Annotated in this window: 14 protein-coding genes; 4 read left to right on the top strand and 10 right to left on the bottom strand. The window is 70.9% G+C overall.

Features of this window, described 5'->3' with window-relative positions; all coding sequences use genetic code 11:
- Positions 1 to 65: 65 nt before the first annotated feature.
- Positions 66 to 992, bottom strand: coding sequence for a LysR family transcriptional regulator (locus tag K7B10_RS16750; protein WP_372481425.1), 927 nt, complete (start codon positions 990 to 992; stop codon positions 66 to 68).
- A 99-nt stretch (positions 993 to 1,091) separates the two neighbouring features.
- On the opposite strand from K7B10_RS16750, the gene K7B10_RS16755 reads away from it, so the two are divergent.
- From K7B10_RS16755 to K7B10_RS16765, 3 genes are all read left to right on the top strand, one after another.
- Entirely contained in the window at positions 1,092 to 2,375 is a 1,284-nt protein-coding gene (locus tag K7B10_RS16755) for an MFS transporter (RefSeq protein WP_229336804.1), read from the top strand.
- A 209-nt stretch (positions 2,376 to 2,584) separates the two neighbouring features.
- The gene (locus tag K7B10_RS16760) at positions 2,585 to 3,280 is read left to right on the top strand and encodes a L,D-transpeptidase family protein (RefSeq protein WP_229345145.1); all 696 of its coding nucleotides are present in this window, start codon (positions 2,585 to 2,587) and stop codon (positions 3,278 to 3,280) included.
- A 76-nt stretch (positions 3,281 to 3,356) separates the two neighbouring features.
- Positions 3,357 to 4,361 (top strand): sigma-70 family RNA polymerase sigma factor, encoded by a 1,005-nt coding sequence (locus K7B10_RS16765; protein WP_229336805.1) that lies wholly within the window; start codon positions 3,357 to 3,359, stop codon positions 4,359 to 4,361.
- On the opposite strand, the gene K7B10_RS16770 is transcribed toward K7B10_RS16765, so the two are convergent.
- Positions 4,257 to 4,592 (bottom strand): STAS domain-containing protein, encoded by a 336-nt coding sequence (locus K7B10_RS16770; RefSeq protein ID WP_229336806.1) that lies wholly within the window; start codon positions 4,590 to 4,592, stop codon positions 4,257 to 4,259. The genes K7B10_RS16765 and K7B10_RS16770 overlap by 105 nt on opposite strands.
- A gap of 57 nt (positions 4,593 to 4,649) precedes the next feature.
- Between K7B10_RS16770 and K7B10_RS16775 the strand changes: the two genes are divergently transcribed.
- Positions 4,650 to 5,225, top strand: coding sequence for a ferredoxin (locus K7B10_RS16775; RefSeq protein ID WP_229336807.1), 576 nt, complete (start codon positions 4,650 to 4,652; stop codon positions 5,223 to 5,225).
- A gap of 61 nt (positions 5,226 to 5,286) precedes the next feature.
- On the opposite strand, the gene K7B10_RS16780 is transcribed toward K7B10_RS16775, so the two are convergent.
- From K7B10_RS16780 to K7B10_RS16815, 8 genes are all read right to left on the bottom strand, one after another.
- Positions 5,287 to 6,564 (bottom strand): thymidine phosphorylase, encoded by a 1,278-nt coding sequence (locus K7B10_RS16780; RefSeq protein WP_229336808.1) that lies wholly within the window; start codon positions 6,562 to 6,564, stop codon positions 5,287 to 5,289.
- Between the two features lie 99 nt (positions 6,565 to 6,663).
- Entirely contained in the window at positions 6,664 to 7,062 is a 399-nt protein-coding gene (locus K7B10_RS16785; protein ID WP_308284592.1) for a cytidine deaminase, read from the bottom strand.
- Complete coding sequence (locus K7B10_RS16790; RefSeq protein ID WP_229336809.1) at positions 7,059 to 8,324, bottom strand: ABC transporter permease; 1,266 nt, start codon at positions 8,322 to 8,324, stop codon at positions 7,059 to 7,061. Before K7B10_RS16790 ends, K7B10_RS16785 begins: the two co-directional genes overlap by 4 nt.
- Positions 8,321 to 9,436, bottom strand: coding sequence for an ABC transporter permease (locus K7B10_RS16795; RefSeq protein WP_229336810.1), 1,116 nt, complete (start codon positions 9,434 to 9,436; stop codon positions 8,321 to 8,323). The genes K7B10_RS16790 and K7B10_RS16795 overlap by 4 nt, the downstream gene beginning before the upstream one ends.
- Positions 9,433 to 10,995: an ABC transporter ATP-binding protein gene (locus K7B10_RS16800; RefSeq protein ID WP_229345149.1), complete on the bottom strand. Its 1,563-nt coding sequence runs from the start codon at positions 10,993 to 10,995 to the stop codon at positions 9,433 to 9,435. The genes K7B10_RS16795 and K7B10_RS16800 overlap by 4 nt, the downstream gene beginning before the upstream one ends.
- A 283-nt stretch (positions 10,996 to 11,278) precedes the next feature.
- Positions 11,279 to 12,343: a BMP family lipoprotein gene (locus K7B10_RS16805; protein ID WP_229336811.1), complete on the bottom strand. Its 1,065-nt coding sequence runs from the start codon at positions 12,341 to 12,343 to the stop codon at positions 11,279 to 11,281.
- A 229-nt stretch (positions 12,344 to 12,572) separates the two neighbouring features.
- Entirely contained in the window at positions 12,573 to 13,817 is a 1,245-nt protein-coding gene (locus K7B10_RS16810; protein WP_229345151.1) for an amidohydrolase, read from the bottom strand.
- Between the two features lie 137 nt (positions 13,818 to 13,954).
- The coding region (locus tag K7B10_RS16815) for a hypothetical protein (RefSeq protein WP_308284593.1) at positions 13,955 to 15,016 on the bottom strand (1,062 nt) is incomplete at its 5' end.

The following is a 15,016-nucleotide window of genomic DNA, read 5'->3' on the forward strand; positions in this document are numbered from 1 at the left end:
TTATCCGGGCATTGTCGCGGCCCGAGTGACGGCCGGTCCAACGGATTTCGGGGGTGCGGGCCGGCCTACAGCTCCGGGATGAGCCGGCCGCGGCGGGAGAGGAGGAAGCGTTTGAACTCGGCCACCGGGCGGGTGTCCGGGTGGCCGTCCAGCCAGGCCACGCCGATCTCGCGGACCGCGCGGGGAGCCGTCACCGTCAGCTCGACCACGCCGGGGCGGGCCACGGCCGGGGGCGGCAGCAGGGCCACGCCGAGACCCGCCGCGACCAGGCCGCGCAGGGTCTCGGCCTCCTCGCCCTCGAAGGCCACCCGCGGGGTGAACCCGGCCTCGGCGCACAGGTCGTCGGTGATGCGCCGCAGGCCGTACCCGGCCTCCAGGGTGACGAAGGTTTCGTCGGCGGCCTCGGCGAGGCGGATGCGCTTGCGGCCGGCCAGCCGGTGGTCGTCGGGGACGACGAGGCGCAGCCGCTGCTCGTCGAGGCGACGGGCGACCAGGTCGGGGGCGTCCGGGACCGGTGAGGTCAGGCAGAGGTCGAGCTCGCCGGCCCGCAGCTTCTCCAGCATGGCCTCGCCGTAGTTCTGCACCAGGGAGAAGCGCACGCGCGGGTGGTCGACCCGGAAGGCGCGGATCAGCCCGGGCACGGTCTCGGAGCCGAGGGTGTGCAGGAAGCCGAACGCCACCTTGCCGAGGGCCGGATCGGCGTCCAGCTGCACCGACTCGGCGGCGCGGGCGATCTCGGCGAGGGCCCGCTCGGCCGAGGAGAGGAAGGTCCGGCCGGCGGTGGTGAGGGCGACGGTGCGGCCCTTGCGGGCGAACAGCGCGACGCCGAGGTCCTGTTCGAGGCGGACCATGGCGCGGGAGAGGGTGGACTGCGGGACGCCCAGCTCGTGTGCGGCCCGGGTGACGTGCTCGTGGCGGGCGACGGCGGCGAAATACGCCAGGCGCGGTGCCAGCAAACCTGTCACTGCCATGTCTTCTTCGTAACGGTTCATTGACAGGCACCCTTCTGAGCTGCAGTCATGCACCAGTGGATTGATTATCGCGATTCTGTGCATTGGACGCATGAAACGGAGCGGGTCTACGGTCTTTGCATGCCTCCCGTTCATACCGGGGCACCTGTCACCACGGGTGCCTCCACCCCGTCGTCTCCTGCCGCACCGGAAGCCCACGCCCCCGGCCGCCCCGGCTACCGCCGCATGAGCCTCGCGCTCTTCGCCGCCGGACTCGCGACGTTCGCCCTCCTCTACTCCACCCAGGCGCTGCTGCCCGCGATCTCCGACGGGTTCGGGGTGACCGCGGGTCAGGCCAGCTGGACCGTGTCCGCGGCCACCGGCGCCCTCGCCCTGTTCGTCCTTCCGCTCAGCGCCCTCTCCGAGCGCTTCGGCCGGACCCGGATGATGACGGTCTCCATGCTGGTCGCCGTCGGCGTCGGCCTCCTCGTGCCGTTCGCGCCGAACCTGGAGTGGCTGGTGGTGCTGCGCGCCGTCCAGGGCGCGGCGATCGCCGGCATCCCGGCCTCCGCGATGGCGTACCTGGCGGAGGAGGTCAAGCCGAAGGCGCTGGTGGGCGCGATCGGCCTGTTCGTGGCGGGCAACTCCATCGGCGGCATGAGCGGCCGGCTCGTCACCGGCTGGGCGGCCCAGGCGTGGGGCTGGCGGGGCGGTCTGCTGGCCGTCGGCGTGATGGCGCTGGCCTGCGCGGCGGCGTTCCTCGTCCTGCTCCCCCGGGCCCGGTTCTTCCGTCCGGCGTCGCTGAACCCGCGCGCGGTGGGCCGTACGGTCGCCGGGCACCTGCGGGATCCGCTGCTGCTGCGCCTGTACGGGATCGGTGCGCTGTTCATGACCGTCTTCGGGGCCGTGTACACCGTCATCGGCTACCGGCTGGTCGATGAGCCGTTCTCCCTCGGCCAGGGCGTGATCGGGTCGATCTTCCTGATCTACCTGGTCGGTACGGTCTCCTCGGCGGCCGCCGGGCAGCTGGTGGCGCGGGCGGGGCGGCGCGGGGCGCTGTACCTGGCGGTGACCACGACCGCGCTGGGCCTGCTGCTCTCGCTGGCGGACTCGCTGGCCGCGATCCTGGTCGGGCTGGTCCTGATCACCGCCGGCTTCTTCGCGGGCCACGCGGTGGCGTCCGCCGCGGTGAGCCGGACCGCGACGTCGGGCCGCGCCCAGGCCTCGGCGCTGTACCAGTCGGCGTACTACCTGGGCTCCAGCGCGGGCGGCACGCTCGGGGCGCTCGCCTACCACTCGGCGGGCTGGGCGGCGACGGTGGGCATCGCGCTGCTGGCCGTGCTCGGCGTCGTGTCGATCACCCTGTACGGCTCGCACGCGGCACGCGCCGAGCGGCGCCACGGTTCGCTGGCCGCCGCACGCTGATACGGCCGCCTGGGGACCGGTGCGTACGGCATCGGTACGAGCGGAATTACGGAGCCCGGAGGCGCAAGCCGCCCCGGGCTCCGGCGCGTTGCCCCTCCCCGCCGGGAAGGAGTGGGGGTGGGAGGGAGTACGACGTGACATTGATGCGGATGCGTACGGGGTGGATGCGTACGGGGTGGATGCGTACGGGGTGGATGCGTACGGGGTGGATGCGTACGCGGCGGCGTGCGGCGGCGGTGGTCTGCGGGGCGGTGGTGCTCGCGGTCCCGCTGGTGGCCGGCGGGGGCGGGACGGCGCGGGCCGCCGGCTCGTGCAACGTGGCCACGGGGCCGTACCAGCGGCAGGTGGAGCAGTTCCTGGGGCGGCCCGTCGACGGGCGGCAGTCCGCGGCCGACTGCCAGGCGATCAAGGCCTTCCAGGCGAAGCACGGGATCACCCCGACCGCGGGGTACGCCGGGCCGCTCACCTGGCAGACGATGAACACCATGCTGGCGCAGCGGGCGGCGGGCACGACCCCGAACAAGGACGGGCAGTGCCCGGTGGACCTGGGCCGGATCGCCTGCGTCGACCTGACACGCCAGCTGAGCTGGGTCCAGGACGGCGCCACCCTGAAGTACGGGCCGGTGCCGGTGCGCACCGGGAAGGACGGCACCGAGACCCGGACCGGGCTGAAGCGGATCTACTACCGCAGCATCGACCACTGGTCGACGATCTACGACGTGTCGATGCCGTACGCGCAGTTCTTCGACGGCGGGATCGCCTTCCACTCGGTGGAGAAGAGCATGTGGAACCCGCCGGGGTCGGGCGGCTGCGTGAACATGCGGTCCGCGGACGCCGAGGCGTACTGGAACCTGCTGGCCAAGGGCGACGACGTGTACGTCTACGGGCGCAAGCCGGGTACGTAGCGGGCTCGGTGCGGCTGCCGTTGTCAGACCCCTCCGGTAGCTTTCGAGATATCGGACCGACTGGGGGAAGGCAGCCATGAGTGACGTCGCCACGGGCATCGAATCCGACCTGGACGCGGCCATGGACCGCTACCGGGTGGAGCTCACCGGCTACTGCTACCGCATGCTCGGCTCCTCCTTCGACGCCGAGGACGCGGTGCAGGACACCTACGTCCGCGCCTGGCGCAGCTTCGGGAAGTTCGAGGGCCGGTCCTCGCTGCGCTCGTGGCTGTACCGGATCGCCACCAACGTCTGCCTGGACCTGCTGAGCGCGGGCAAGAAGCGGGCCCGCCCGATGGACCTCGGCGCCCCGCAGCACCAGGCCTCCGCGGTGCTCAACGAACGGCCGGAGGTGACGTGGCTGGAGCCGGTGCCGGACGGGCGGGTGCTGCCGCAGACCGCCGATCCGGCGGAGATGGCGCTGGCGAAGGAGTCCGTACGGCTGGCGTTCGTGGCGGCGCTGCAGCACCTGCCCGCCAAGCAGCGCGCGGTGCTGATCCTGCGCGAGGTGCTGGCGTGGAAGGCGGACGAGGTCGCGACCCTGCTGGACACGACGGTGGCCTCGGTGAACAGCGCCCTCCAGCGGGCCCGGGCGACGATGTCGGCGACCCGGATGCGCGAGAGCGAGACGGCGGACCCGCTGAACGCGGAGCAGGTGAAGCTGCTGGAGCAGTACCTCTCGGCCTTCGAGGCGTACGACATCTCGCGGCTGACCACCCTGCTGCACGAGGACGCGGTGCTGTCGATGCCGCCGTTCGACCTGTGGCTCCAGGGCCACGAGGACATCGCCGCCTGGCACCTCAACCAGGGCATCGGCTGCAAGGGCTCCCGCCTGGTCCCGACCACGGCGAACGGCCTGCCGGCCTTCGGCCAGTACCGGCCGCGGGAGGACGGGGCCCCGGGCTGGACCCCCTGGGCGCTGCAGGTCCTGGAGATCTCAGAGGGGCGGATCACCGGGCTCAACGCGTTCCTGGACACCGACCGCTGGTTCCCGCTCTTCGGCCTCCCCGAGCAGCTGGACGAGTCCGGCGAGGTGCAGTAGGGCCCGGAGCGCGGGCCCGGCCCCGGTCACCCGCAGCGGCCGTCCGCGGGCGGCGAGCCGCAGCCGCGCCAGCGCCTCGACGACGGCGAGGTCCGGAGCCGTGACGGCGGAGGCGTCGCACTCCACGGCCGCGGCCCCGTCGTCGTAGAGCCGGGCCAGGCGTGCGCACAGCGCGGCGCTGTCGCGCGCGGTCGGTCCGGATCCGGGCAGCACGAGTCGGGTGGTCTCCACGAGATGGTGACCTGCGGACCTCGACCGAATCATCGGTCACCGCACAGAATGGGCCCGGTGATCACGCCTTACTGGGACCCCGTTCCCACGGCCCGCCGTCTCCTCTCGCTCGAGGGCTCGCCCTACGCCACCTTCGGCACGCCCGTCTTCCAGGGCGAGTGGGCCAACCGGAACTGGCGCAACGTCCCGGGCCCGTTCTACGGGGCCGACACCGACTGCATGCAGTTCGGACGGGACCATGCACGCGACCACGTCGCCTTCGACGACTTCCACGAGTTCGTCTTCCGCCAGCCGGTGAACGAACGGGAGACCGAGGCCCTCGTGACCGCCGCCGGCTGGGAGCTGTACAACAACTACGCCTGGGACGGCGACGACCACTGGACCCCCGAGGGCGTCCGCGCGTGGTGGCGGGAGCGCGGGCGGGTGCGCGAGTGGGCGGTGGCCGCGGCCGCGGCATGGTCCTCCTACGCGGAGAACCCGGTGTACGTCCCGCATTACCACGACGCCGCCGACGGCCACCGGGACTTCGTCGCGTACATCGACGACGGGCTGGAGGCCTACCTGCGCGGCTACCTGTTCTGGCTGGACCTGCGGCGGGAGCCGGCGCCCGGGGAGGCCCTGCCCCGGCTCTGAAGAAAGAACGCCGGCGCGGCTCCGGACGGGGAGCCGCGCCGGCGCGCAGGGGGGCCGCAGGTCAGGCGATGCGGTCCAGGACGATCGGCGTGGCGGAGAACTCCGTGCCGGCCGGGGCGATGTCGTAGGTGCCCTCAAGGGAGGCCAGGGCGTATTCGAACTTCTCCGGGGTGTCCGTGTGCAGGGTCATCAGCGGCTGGCCGGCCACCACCGTGTCGCCCGGCTTGGCGTGGAGCTCGATGCCCGCGCCCGCCTGCACCGGGTCCTCCTTGCGCGCGCGGCCGGCGCCCAGGCGCCAGGCGCCCACGCCGACGCCGTAGGCGTCCAGGCGGGTCAGGACGCCCGAGGACGGGGCGGTGACCACGTGCTGCTCACGGGCGACCGGCAGGGCCGCGTCCGGGTCGCCGCCCTGGGCCGCGATCATCCGGCGCCACACGTCCATCGCGGAGCCGTCGGCCAGGGCCTTGGCCGGGTCGGCGTCCTTGATGCCCGCCGCGTCCAGCATCTCGCGGGCCAGGGCCAGGGTCAGCTCGACGACGTCGGAGGGGCCGCCGCCGGCCAGGACCTCGACCGACTCGCGGATCTCCAGCGCGTTGCCGGCCGTCAGGCCGAGCGGGGTGGACATGTCGGTGAGCAGGGCGATCGTCTTGACGCCGCTGTCCGTGCCGAGCGCGACCATCGTCGAGGCGAGCTCGCGCGCGTCCTCGATGTTCTTCATGAACGCGCCGGTGCCGACCTTCACGTCGAGGACGAGCGAGCCCGTGCCCTCGGCGATCTTCTTCGACATGATCGAGGAGGCGATCAGCGGGATGGCCTCGACGGTGCCCGTCACGTCGCGCAGCGCGTACAGCTTCTTGTCGGCGGGGGCCAGGCCGTCGCCCGCCGCGCAGATGACCGCGCCCGTGGTGTCGAGGACGTGCAGCATCTCCTCGTTGGAGAGCAGCGCGCGCCAGCCGGGGATGGACTCCAGCTTGTCCAGGGTGCCGCCGGTGTGGCCGAGGCCGCGGCCCGAGAGCTGCGGCACGGCCGCGCCGCAGGCGGCGACGAGCGGGGCCAGCGGGAGGGTGATCTTGTCACCGACGCCGCCGGTGGAGTGCTTGTCGGCGGTCGGGCGGGACAGGGAGTCGAAGTTCATCCGCTCGCCCGAGGCGATCATCGCGGCGGTCCAGCGCTTGATCTCGGCGCGGTTCATGCCGTTGAGCAGGATGGCCATCGCCAGCGCCGACATCTGCTCGTCGGCGACGACACCGCGCGTGTACGCGTCGATGACCCAGTCGATCTGCTCGGGGCTCAGCTCGCCGCGGTCCCGCTTCGTACGGATGACGGAGATGACGTCCATGTGGTGCTTCCTTCTACGCGCATAGAGGGGTGGAGAGAGAAGAAGAAGAGGAAATCGCGACGGCCCTTCGCCCGGCAGGGCGAAGGGCCGTCGGCACGGCTATCTCAGGTGGTCCGGCCCGAAGGCCTGCGGCAGCATCTCGGCCAGCGGCAGGATCCCCTTGGGGGTCTCCACCAGCAGTTCCGGTCCGCCGAACTCGAAGAGCAGCTGGCGGCAGCGACCGCACGGGACGAGGATGTCGCCCTTGCCGTCCACGCAGGTGAAGTGGGTCAGGCGGCCGCCGCCGGTGGCCTGCAGGGAGGAGACCAGCCCGCATTCGGCGCACAGGCTGAGCCCGTAGCTGGCGTTCTCCACGTTGCAGCCGACGACGGTCCGGCCGTCGTCCACGAGGGCGGCCACCCCGACCGGGAAGCCCGAGTAGGGGGCGTACGCCCGGGACATGGCGTCCCGGGCGGCCTCCCGCAGGGCTTCCCAGTCGGGCTCGATCGCCGTCGTCACTTGCCCTGACCCTTGCGGTACGGCAGACCGTCCGCCTTGGGCATCCGCAGCCGCTGCGCGGACAGCGCGAGCACCAGCAGCGTGGTGACGTAGGGGGCGGCGTCGACGAACTGGCTCGGGACGGAGTCGGTCAGCGTGTACCAGAGGAAGAGGCCGCCCGCGCAGGCCGCGGCGATCGCGCCCTGGACGTACTTCTTCTTGTACAGCTGCCACACGAGGACGACCACCAGCAGGATCGCGAGGAGCAGCAGCATCGCGTGGACGTTCTCGGAGCCGCCGCGCAGCCGGAGGCTGTAGGTGAAGCCGAAGAGGCCCGAGCCGAGGGCCATGCCGCCCGGCATCCAGTTGCCGAAGATCATCGCGGCGAGACCGATGTAGCCGCGGCCGCCGGTCTGGCCCTCCTGGTAGATGCCGGTGGAGACGATCGCGAGGAACGCACCGCCGAGGCCGGCCATCGCACCGGAGACGACCACCGCGATGTACTTGTACTTGTAGACGTTGACGCCGAGGGACTCGGCGGCGACGGGGTTCTCACCGCAGGAGCGCAGGCGCAGACCGAAGGAGGTCCGCCACAGCACCCACCAGGTGGCGGGGACCAGCAGCACCGCCACGACCGTCAGCAGCGACAGGTTGGTGACGAGGCCGCCGAGCACGCCGGCGAGGTCCGAGATCAGGAACCAGTGCTTGCCCTGGAGCGTGGCCAGCCAGTCCGAGACCCCTGGGATGGTGATCTCGGTGATCGGATCGATGCGCGGGGACTGCTTGGAGGAGCCGCCCGGGGCCTTGTCGAAGGTGAAGTTCGACAGGTACTGGGTGAAGCCGACGGCCAGGATGTTGACCGCCACACCGGAGACGATGTGGTTCACGTTGAACGTGACCGTGATGATCGCGTGCAGCAGGCCGCCGAGGGCGCCGCCGACGATGCCCATCAGGACTCCGGTCCACGGACCCCACTGGTAGCCGGCCCAGGCACCGAACCAGGTGCCGAGGATCATCATGCCTTCGAGGCCGATGTTGACCACGCCCGCGCGCTCGGCCCACAGACCGCCGAGGCCGGCGAGGCCGATCGGCACGGCGAGCTGGAGGGCACCGGAGACCTGACCGACGGAGGTCAGGTCGTCGGCGCCGGAGATGACCCGGACCAGGGAGATCAGGGCGAGGCCGCCCGCGATCATCAGCAGGATCCAGGGGAGGGTGACCTTGCGGCGGCCGCCGTCCTTCTTGGGCGCGGCGCTCGTCGCGGAAACGGTGCTGGTGCTCACGCCGCGACCTCCTTGTTGTCGGTCTTGAGGGCGTGGCCGGCGGCCAGCTCTTCGCCGACCTTCTGCTGCTGGCGGCGGATGCCGTAGCGGCGGACGAGCTCGTAGCTGACGACGACGGCGATGACGATCAGGCCCTGCATGATCGTGCCGATTTCCTTGGCGTAGCCGTTCTGGTCGAGGCCGGCCGAGGACTTGTCGATGAAGGCGAGCAGGAAGGCCGAGAAGAAGATGCCGACCGGGTTGTTGCGGCCGAGCAGCGCGACGGTGATGCCGGTGAAGCCGATGCCCAGCGGGAAGGACAGGTTGTACGTGTGGGATTCGCCGAGAAGCAGCGGCATGCCCGTCAGACCGGCGACCGCGCCCGAGATGAGCATCGCGGTCATGATCATCTTCTTGGGCTCCACACCGGAGGCCTGCGCGGCGGACTCGCTGGCGCCGGAGGCGCGCAGGTCGAAGCCGAAGCGGGTGCGGTTCAGCACGAACCAGTAGACGACGCCGAGCGCGAAGGCCACGAAGGTGAAGCCGTAGATGTCGCCGCCGGGCAGCGACAGGGCCGGGAACCAGCCCGACTCGGGGATGTCACCGGTGGTCAGGTCGTTCGAGCCGGCCGGCTGGACGCCGAGGTTCTTCGGCAGCAGCAGCCACGCGATTACGGAGGTCGCGATGGCGTTGAGCATGATCGTGGAGACGACCTCGCTCACACCGCGGCGGGCCTTCAGGATGCCCGCGATACCGGCCCAGAACGCACCGGTCGCCATGGCGACGAGCACGATCAGCAGGATGTGCAGCGGACCGGTCAGCGCGACCTTCGCCCCGACCACGGCCGAGATCATCGCCGCGAGGCGGTACTGGCCGTCGACGCCGATGTTGAAGAGGTTCATCCGGAAGCCGATGGCGACGGCCAGGGCTGCCAGGAAGTAGATGCCGGCCTGGTTGACGATCAGGACCTGGACGTCCTCGTAACCGGCCTGGTCGATCATGATGCGCAGCGGGTCGATCGGGTCCACGCCCGATGCGGCCAGCACGATCATGGTCAGCACGAAAGCGCTGATCAGTGCGAGCGTGGGTCCGGCCGCCGCGAGCAGCAGCCGGTCCTTGTCGAATTTCTTCATCGGGCCTCGTCCTCCGTCGTGTCACCGTCGGCAGCGGCGGAAGGGTTGTCGGTGGCGTCCAGGTGTCCGCGGGCGGCACCCGTCATGGCGGTGCCGAGCTCCTCGGGCGTGATGGTCGCCGGGTCGGCGTCCGCGACCAGGCGGCCGCGGTAGATGACGCGCAGGGTGTCGGACAGGCCGATCAGCTCGTCCAGGTCGGCGGAGATCAGGAGCACGGCCAGGCCCTCGCGGCGGGCCTCGCGGATCGCGTCCCAGATCTGCGCCTGCGCGCCGACGTCCACACCGCGGGTGGGGTGGGCGGCGATGAGGAACTTCGGGCTGTGGCTCATCTCGCGGCCGACGATCAGCTTCTGCTGGTTGCCGCCGGAGAGGGAGGCCGCGGTGACCTCGATGCCGGGGGTGCGGACGTCGTACTCGCGCACGATCCGCTCGGTGTCCTTGCGGGCGGCCTTCGGGTCGAGGATGCCGCGCTTGGAGTTGGGCGCCTCGGTGACGTGGCCGAGGATGCGGTTCTCCCAGAGCGGGGACTCCAGCAGCAGTGCGTGGCGGTGGCGGTCCTCGGGGATGTAGCCGATTCCGCCCTCGCGGCGCTTGCGCGTCGGCGCGGTGGAGATGTCCTTGCCGTCCAGGGTGATGACGCCGCCGTCCGGCAGGCTCATGCCCATGAGGGCCTCGATGAGCTCCGTCTGGCCGTTGCCCTCGACACCGGCGATGCCGAGGACCTCGCCCTTGTGGATGGTGAAGTCGATGCCGGCGAGCACCTCGCGGACGACGCCGTCGGGGTCGGTGGCGGCCAGGCGCAGGTCCTGGACCTTGAGCATGGCGACGTCCGTGACCGTCGACTCGCGGGTCTCGGGCGTGGGCAGCTCGCTGCCGACCATCAGCTCGGCGAGCTGCTTGGTGGTCGCGGTCTTCGGGTCGGCGGTGCCGACGGTGGTGCCGCGGCGGATGACCGTGATGTCGTCGGCGACCTTCAGCACCTCGCCCAGCTTGTGCGAGATGAAGATGACGGTCAGGCCCTCGGCCTTGAGCTCGCGCAGGTTGTCGAAGAGCGCGTCCACCTCCTGCGGCACGAGCACCGCGGTGGGCTCGTCGAGGATGAGGGTGCGGGCGCCGCGGTAGAGGACCTTGAGGATCTCCACACGCTGGCGGTCCGCGACGCCGAGGTCCTCGACCAGGGCGTCCGGGCGCACGCCCAGGCCGTACGCGTCCGAGATCTCCAGGATCTTCTTGCGGGCCTTGGAGCCGATGCCGTAGAGCTTCTCGCCGCCGAGAACCACGTTCTCCAGGACGGTGAGGTTGTCGGCGAGCATGAAGTGCTGGTGCACCATGCCGATGCCGCGGGCGATGGCATCGGCCGGGCTGGAGAAGGAGACCTGCTCCCCGTCGACGGCGATGGTGCCCTCGTCCGGCTTCTGCATGCCGTAGAGGATCTTCATCAGGGTCGACTTGCCGGCACCGTTCTCACCGATGAGGGCGTGGACCGTGCCCTTGCGGACGCTGATCGCGATGTCCTTGTTGGCGACGACGCCGGGGAAACGCTTGGTAATGCCGTTCAGTTCTACGGCGAGAGGGGGGCTGGACGCGTTGATGACGCACTCTCCTTGGCGCGGAAGGAGCTGGAAATGCCAAGTTGGCAGGAGGACAGGGCGGAGATCGGCCGGGCGGGTGGGCGGGAGGAGGACGGTATCGCGTCCACGATGCCTCTACGCGCGTAGCACTGTCGAAAGTGAAAACTTGCGGCCAAGTGGCCACAAGATCACAGAACACGGCTCGGGGCCCGGGAGCGGCAGAGACCGCTTCCCGAACCCCGGAGACCACTACTGCACGTCAGAGACGGCCTTACGGGGCGGTCTTGACGGTGATCTTCTTCGCGATGATGTCGGCCTTGGCCTTCTCGACCGCAGCGGTGATCTCGGCCATCGACTTGTACGCGGGGTTGGAGTCGGCCAGGCCGACACCGTTCTTGTCGAGGCCGTAGCGGATCTCACCGGTCTGCGGCTTGCCGTCCTCGACCGACTTGATCAGGTTGTAGACCGCGTCCGGAACGTCCTTGGTGACCGAGGTCAGGATCTTGTCCTTGTACTTCGACAGACCGGCCTGGTTGTACTGGTCGGAGTCGACGCCGATGGCCCACTTGCCCGCGTTGGCGGTGGCCTCGATCGCACCCGAACCGGCGAGGCCGGCCGCGGAGTAGATCACGTCGGCGCCGCTGTCGAGCTGGCCCTTGGCGGTGGCCTTGCCGAGGTCGGGCTTGGCGAAGCCCGAGAAGTCCGGCGGCTGCGTCAGGTAGGCCGACAGCACCTTGGCGTTCGGGTTGGTGTCCTTGACGCCCTGGGTGAAGCCCGCCTCGAACTTCTTGATCAGCGGAACCTCGACACCGCCGATGAAGCCGACCGTGCCGGTCTTCGAGGCCTTGGCGGCGGCGACGCCGGCCAGGTAGGAGCCCTGCTCCTCGTTGAAGACCAGGTTCGCGATGTTCGGAGCGGTCACCGAGGTGTCGTCGATGAGGCCGAAGGTGGTCTTCGGGAACTTCTCGGCGACCTTCTTGATCGCCGGCGCGTAGGCGAAGCCGACGCCGATGACCGGGTTGTTGCCCTTGCGCGCGAGCTCGGTGAGGCGCTGGACCTTGTCCGCCTCGCTCTCGCCCTCGGTGGGCTCGGCCTCGGCGCCCTTGACCTTCAGGTCCTTCTCGGCCTTCTCCAGGCCCGCGAAGGCGGCGTCGTTGAACGACTGGTCGCCGCGGCCGCCGATGTCATAGGCGATGGCTGCGGACTTCGACGAACCCGCCGACTCCGAGGAGGAGGCAGTGGAGTCGGAAGACTTCTTTCCGCCACAGGCGGTGGCCGAGAGGGCCAGCGCCGCGGACGCGATGCCCACGGTGGCGATCCTGGTGATCCGGCGCAAGGGGAGGCTCCTTCAAAACCTGACCGAAGCGCCACGACCGGCGCTGGTTTCGCGGCGATCGTAACGCGCGTAGATGTCAGTTAAAGGGCCGTTCATGAGTCGTTATCGGATCGTCGCGAATCGGACAGTGACCGATTGGTAACTCCCCGAGCGTCCAGCCCTTGTGTACCAAGGGCTGGACAGGTGTGACGGGAGGCGCTCAGATGTTGTACAAATTTTTGCCCGATCGCTACCCGGCCGGCCTGGTACGCCGTCCGTCGAGCAGAGCGGCGGCCGTGAAGAACTCCACGCCGACCCCGATCGCGGACTCGTCCACGTCGAAGTCGCCCCGGTGCAGGTCCCTCTTGGCGCTCGTGCCCGGCGCGTGCACGCCGAGCCGGGCCATGGCTCCGGGCACGTGCTCCAGGTACCAGGAGAAGTCCTCGCCGCCGAGGCTCTGCTCGGTGTCCTCGATCGACTCCTTGCCGAGCCGGGCCGCCATCGCCTCCCGCAGCAGCTCGGTGACCACCGGGTCGTTGACCACCGGCGGCACCCCGCGCACGTAGGTGATCTCCGACTTGGCGCGGTGCATCCCGGCGATCTCGTCGATCGCGGCGTGGATCTGATCGGGCGCCTCGTGCCAGGCGTTGATGTCCAGGCAGCGGATCGTCCCGGAGAGCTCGGCGTGCATCGGGATCACGTTGCAGGCGTGCCCGGCCTCGATCCGGCCCCAGGTGATCGACATCCCCGAGCGCGCGTCCATCCGGCGCGACAGGACGGCCGGCAGGTCGACGGCGACCCGGGCGGCGGCCGTCACCAGATCGGTGGTCAGGTGCGGCCGCGCGGTGTGCCCGCCGGGGCCGGACAGGGTGACTTCCAGCCGGTCGCAGGCGGAGGTGATGGGGCCGGTGCGCAGTCCGATCTTCCCGGCGTCGACCCGCGGGTCGCAGTGCACCGCGATGATCCGGCCCACGCCGTCCAGGACGCCGGAGGCGATGGCGTCGGTGGCTCCGCCGGGGAGCACCTCCTCGGCGGGCTGGAACAGCAGCCGCACCGGGCGGGGCAGCAGGCCCTGCCGGTCGAGGTCGGCGAGGACCAGACCGGCGCCGAGGACGACGGCGGTGTGCACGTCGTGGCCGCAGGCGTGGGCGCGGTCGGGGAAGGTCGAGCGGTACGCGACGTGGGTCTTGGTGTCCGGAATGGGCAGGCCGTCGATGTCCGCGCGCAGGGCCAGCATGGGCCGGCCCCCGTCCCACGTGCCCACGTCACAGATCAGGCCGGTTCCGGACTTCAGTACGCGGGGCCGCAGTCCCGCTTTCTCCAGCCGGGCCTTGATCGCCGCCGTGGTGCGGAACTCCTGGTGTCCTAGCTCGGGGTGCATGTGCAAGTCCCGGCGGAACTCGATCAGTTCGGCACGCAGGTGGTCCGGAATCTTGCCGGGCAGCTCGGGCCGGTCAGGCGTGCCGGGCAGGGCGGTCTGGGACTCGCGGGACATCAACTGGTTCACCCGTTGAAGGGTAGGCGCACGAATGGCCCAACTGGCTGTAGATCACCAAAAGTTCATGCCGTTAGGGGAAAAAAACCAGACCTCTGGACGCATGACCGGATGCACCCGGGGGTAAACTCGCGCGCTCATCCGGCCGCGGAGGCCGTCTGGGCAGGCAGTCTGTGCACATCACGGGCGGTCTCGGTGACTCCGGCGAGGAAGCTGCGGGCCCGCGCCGAGGCGGAGCCGGTGAGCCAGGCCGGGTCGACATCGCATACGGCGACGGTCACACCGGTTCCGGTCAGCGCGTACGGCAGGGTGTGGACGACGGTGGACGGAAAGCTGACGATCGTGCGGCCGACCGGTCCGCGCCGGGCGATCAGCTCCAGCGGCAGGTCCGGGCGGACGATCTCCAGCCCCGTCGCCTCGCTGAGCGTGCGCAGCTTCTCCGCGGACTCGCGGCGGTGCGCGAAGTAGCGGGTCGCCCCGTGTTCCAGCGTCAGGGCGCGTACGGCGTCCAGGTAGCGGGCCGGGTCGACGACGCCGGTCTCCACGAGGGAGGTGCCGACGAGGTCGGTGCCCTTCGTCAGGCGCGGCGGGCCGAACCGGGCTCGGGTCCAGGCGAACTCGTTGACCCGCAGCGTCATCCCGTTGTGGACGGTCACCGGCATCGAGCTGAAGACCTCGACGCGGCGGCCCGCGTTCGCGGCCGGGGTGAAGCGGCGCCGGGCGGTGGCCGAGACCGGCGCGTACGCCAGCTCGCGGACCCGGCCGGGCAGACCGCCGCCGCCGACCCGGTGCCAGCGCACCAGGCGCTCGCCGCGGGCGGTCTGGGCGACGAACTCCATGGTGGCGGTGCCGTCGTCGACCACCACGAGCTCTTCGGCCCGTACGAGGGTGAGCAGGAGCTGCACGTACCGGGAGAAGGGGTCGCCGACGACGACCCGGCGGGCCGCGCGCACGTCCCCGGCGAGCGCGGCGAGCGCCTTGAGCGGGGCGAGCCGGCCGCCGCGGGCCTCCTGCCAGACGACCTCGTACCCCTCGTCCCGGGCCAGACCGGCCATCCGGCGCAGCTGGCCGCGGGACATGGGGTCGGTGGGCGGCAGTACGACGATCCGCAGCCAGGACCCGGCCCCCGCCGGGCGGTCGGGGGCGTGGGCCGCGGCGCTCCCGCCGGCCCCGGCCGCGGCGGTGGTCCCGGCCGGGCC

The organism is Streptomyces flavotricini (assembly GCF_020639365.1).
In the GTDB taxonomy this organism is placed as follows: Bacteria; Actinomycetota; Actinomycetes; order Streptomycetales; family Streptomycetaceae; genus Streptomyces; species Streptomyces flavotricini.

Excerpts from the sequence above, each read along its gene's own strand:
- K7B10_RS16750 (WP_372481425.1), bottom strand. The coding sequence starts at position 992 with ATGAACCGTTACGAAGAAGACATGGCAGTGACAGGTTTGCTGGCACCG.
- K7B10_RS16755 (WP_229336804.1), top strand. The coding sequence starts at position 1,092 with ATGCCTCCCGTTCATACCGGGGCACCTGTCACCACGGGTGCCTCCACC.
- K7B10_RS16760 (WP_229345145.1), top strand. The coding sequence starts at position 2,585 with ATGCGTACGCGGCGGCGTGCGGCGGCGGTGGTCTGCGGGGCGGTGGTG.
- K7B10_RS16765 (WP_229336805.1), top strand. The coding sequence starts at position 3,357 with ATGAGTGACGTCGCCACGGGCATCGAATCCGACCTGGACGCGGCCATG.
- K7B10_RS16780 (WP_229336808.1), bottom strand. The coding sequence starts at position 6,564 with ATGGACGTCATCTCCGTCATCCGTACGAAGCGGGACCGCGGCGAGCTG.
- K7B10_RS16795 (WP_229336810.1), bottom strand. The coding sequence starts at position 9,436 with ATGAAGAAATTCGACAAGGACCGGCTGCTGCTCGCGGCGGCCGGACCC.
- K7B10_RS16810 (WP_229345151.1), bottom strand. The coding sequence starts at position 13,817 with ATGTCCCGCGAGTCCCAGACCGCCCTGCCCGGCACGCCTGACCGGCCC.